The sequence below is a fragment of the Cryobacterium sp. TMT2-17-1 genome, from assembly GCF_004402765.1.
GTDB lineage: Bacteria > Actinomycetota > Actinomycetes > Actinomycetales > Microbacteriaceae > Cryobacterium > Cryobacterium sandaracinum.
In genome coordinates, this window is sequence record NZ_SOGC01000007.1 from 1 (window position 1) to 2,325 (window position 2,325).

Sequence of the window (2,325 nt, forward strand, 5' to 3'; positions counted from 1 at the left end):
CGAACGCCGCTACTTCTCCGAAGCATCAATGCTCGAGCTGGCCACCATGAACAACCCCATCGAGGTCCTCGACGAGGCGGTGATCCTCCCCGAACTCGCCGCCGCCTAAGCTAGAACAGCTGACCCGCACGGTGTCGAGGAACTCCACCACTCCGCGGGACGTGACCTAGGGCAATCGAATGCCCGCGAGTCGAGGCGTGGTCGAGATGGAATTCGGTTTTTTGGGTTGGTGGAACTTTTGGGTGGTCGTTCAGGGTTTCCTTGTGGTTGGGATCATCGTGGCTCTGGCGTTCTTTATCCGCTGGGGGCGGCGCAAGAGCGCGATTCTTGAAGCAAACGAATCCACAGAAGGTCAGGGAGGCGCTGGCCACGGAAGGTAGTGGGCGGGAGGTGCCCCGCGTAGGGTTCCCAGAAGGGGAACGAAAAATAGAGAGGGTTTCGGCGTCCGCGACGGCCCTCTATTCCTCGTCTTTCGCGAATGCTCTGTCGAGTAGAGCCGCGGTCGCCGGGTTCACCAGCTCGCTCCGCTGCATATAGTGCTGCACCGTGATCTTCGTGTCCGTGTGGCCGAGCAGCTCCGCGGCGAGTTCGATGTTGGCGTTGGCATTGACTGCAGTCGCAACCGTGCGGCGGAACATGTGCGGGGTCACACCCTCGATCCCGGCTCCCCCGAGCACATGACGCAACTGACGACGCACGTTCGCGGTGGTCAGCGGAGTGCCGTCCGGGGACTGGAACAGCAGCTCATCCAGGCCCATGCTGCCGGCATTGGCAAGCCGCCGGCGGACCGCGTCAGCGGTGAATGTGGGCAGTGCAACGACTCGACGCGACTTTGCGGTCTTGGGATGGTCCTGCCGAAAGGTCTGCTCGCCGTTGCGGCTCACGATCGTACCGGCCAGGCGGATGAGCGGTATAGCGCTTGTGATGTCGACGTCCCGCCGGCGGATGGCCAGCACCTCGCCGATCCAAGCTGAGGTGCCGAGCATCACCTCGATGATCGCACTGAGCTGGCCGTCAGGCTTGGGCCCGGAGATGTGATTGACGGCGCTTTCCCACTGGGCGATCGCCGCGCGGATTACGTTCACCTCCGGGGCCGTGAGCGCATCGAGGATGTGGGGCTCACGGTACAGGCGGGCCACGTGATCCATTGGTTTGCTGGAGAGAATCTCATGCCGCACCGCCAACTCAAGCGCCAGCCGCAGAACGACACGACCATGCTCGGCCCGGCTGTGGGAAAGCTTGGCCAGCTGCTTGATGAAGTGATCGCAACGAGCGACGCCAATCTCTCGCAGCGTGAGACAGCGGGACACCGGGAGCACGAGCGTTCGCATGTTGCGCTCTTATAGATTCCGGGTCGTCTTCGACGATTCGATTTTCCATGTCGATGTCCTCGAACCAGTACGTCGCCAAGTCTCCGAACGAGCTGTCCGGCGTCAGCGACGTGTTCGTCGGCTGCTGCAGGTATCTCGTCGTGAGCTTGCTCTTCAGCGATCGCTCAGCAGCCCTGGCGGTGTCGCCGGTGGCCTGAACCTGGCGTGTCTGATCGTCCCAGTCCTGGTGCGCACCGCAATCCCGGAGGATCGGGATGAACCGAAAACGACGTCGGCGCCCCGGATGGGAAGGCCGTTTCAACGGCTCCAGGGAGGAGTAAAAGATGGGTTTGTGATGGGGTAGTCAAATCTCTAACCAAAAAAGTCCCGGAAACCCTTGAGTTTCCGGGACATTTGGTCGGCTGTTTACGAAAGGCAGTGGGGCACGGGTCTCGCAAGATCGCAGAGGGCGTTTTTCTCCACGATTTCTGGATTTTCCTCCACTTAACGAAACCTCTCTATGCCGCCGTGGCGAGATGGGGCATATCGACGTGAAGGAGCTCGGTCGTATCCCCGACGGCGGCGGTTGGCGGGCCCAGCCTGGTCAACCCGCACCAACCACACAGCCGGGCAGGTTCGGGTCAGTTATGACTACGTGCACGCTGTCATCGACGACCACACCCGCCTCGTCTACGCCGAAGTGCACGCCGACGAAACGGGCGTCACGGCTGTCGGCGTTCTCCTCCGCGCTAGCTGTACTGCCCAAGGAGGTTAGTTCAGCGCCTGATGGGCGGCGATCGCGAGAGATGCTTCACCGTCCGCTGCTCTCTTCAGAGCGGTGAAAAGCCGTTTCGGTTGGTCGTCACCGAATGTTTCGGAACCTCGTGGGAGTTTGCAAGGTCTAGATGTTGTTCCCACTGACGTTGTGAGCACGGTTGATGGGTGATTTGCCGCCGATGCCGGTATGGGGTCTGTGGTGATTGTAGCTATGGATCCAGTCTTGGTAGGTGGCTGC

At 61.2% G+C, this 2,325-nt stretch carries 4 protein-coding genes and 1 pseudogene; 3 read left to right on the plus strand and 2 right to left on the minus strand.

The genetic code is table 11. The features are described 5' to 3' along the window. The first annotated feature begins 197 nt into the window (after positions 1–197). Positions 198–380, plus strand: coding sequence for a hypothetical protein (locus tag E3O47_RS01185; protein WP_134341923.1), 183 nt, complete (start codon positions 198–200; stop codon positions 378–380). Positions 381–458: 78 nt separating this feature from the next. On the opposite strand, the gene E3O47_RS01190 is transcribed toward E3O47_RS01185, so the two are convergent. After that, positions 459–1,331: a tyrosine-type recombinase/integrase gene (locus tag E3O47_RS01190; RefSeq protein ID WP_241986041.1), complete on the minus strand. Its 873-nt coding sequence runs from the start codon at positions 1,329–1,331 to the stop codon at positions 459–461. A gap of 53 nt (positions 1,332–1,384) precedes the next feature. Here E3O47_RS01190 and E3O47_RS16345 point away from each other — a divergent pair, with 53 nt between their 5' ends. Both E3O47_RS16345 and E3O47_RS16350 read left to right on the plus strand, forming a co-directional pair. Further along, the gene (locus tag E3O47_RS16345; protein WP_241986043.1) at positions 1,385–1,528 is read left to right on the plus strand and encodes a hypothetical protein; all 144 of its coding nucleotides are present in this window, start codon (positions 1,385–1,387) and stop codon (positions 1,526–1,528) included. 312 nt (positions 1,529–1,840) lie between these two features. Continuing rightward, a pseudogene (locus E3O47_RS16350) lies at positions 1,841–2,064 on the plus strand (IS481 family transposase); the annotation flags it as partial. A 147-nt stretch (positions 2,065–2,211) separates the two neighbouring features. On the opposite strand, the gene E3O47_RS01195 reads toward E3O47_RS16350, so the two are convergent. Beyond that, on the minus strand, positions 2,212–2,325 hold a 114-nt coding region (locus E3O47_RS01195), incomplete at its 5' end, for an integrase core domain-containing protein (protein WP_166785300.1).

What these genes read in the sequence shown, in the direction of transcription:
- E3O47_RS16345 (WP_241986043.1), top strand. Translation starts at nt 1,385, where the DNA reads ATGTCCTCGAACCAGTACGTCGCCAAGTCTCCGAACGAGCTGTCCGGC.
- E3O47_RS01190 (WP_241986041.1), bottom strand. Translation starts at nt 1,331, where the DNA reads ATGCGAACGCTCGTGCTCCCGGTGTCCCGCTGTCTCACGCTGCGAGAG.